General features: G+C 45.2%; 1 protein-coding gene. It reads right to left on the reverse strand.

The features are described from left to right. On the reverse strand, positions 1 to 341 hold a 341-nt coding region (locus AB4585_RS25015; protein ID WP_372171452.1), incomplete at both ends, for a tRNA-guanine transglycosylase.

Consider the following 341-nt stretch of genomic DNA (forward strand, 5'->3'; position numbering starts at 1 on the left):
CTGAAACATCACGCAGGTCTTCATAAACACCACCCTGCACAATTCCGAATAGAGAATTAGGGTTTTCTAGCTTATCAAAGTGATCGCGCGAGCGCTGAGCCCAACGAAGAGACATCTCCATCGATTTCTTAGCTTCGTTATGCGTCGCCGGGTAAGGAGTACACTCATCAAAGATCATGACCACATCAGAGCCAAGATCTTTTTGAATTTCCATAGACTTCTCTGCATCCATGAAGATCTTGTCGCCGTTAACTGGGTTACGGAAGTGAACGCCCTTTTCAGTGATCTTACGGATATCGCCTAGGCTAAATACCTGAAAACCACCTGAATCAGTAAGGATA

It is taken from the genome of Vibrio sp. 10N.222.49.C9 (genome assembly GCF_041474985.1).
GTDB lineage: Bacteria > Pseudomonadota > Gammaproteobacteria > Enterobacterales > Vibrionaceae > Vibrio > Vibrio crassostreae_C.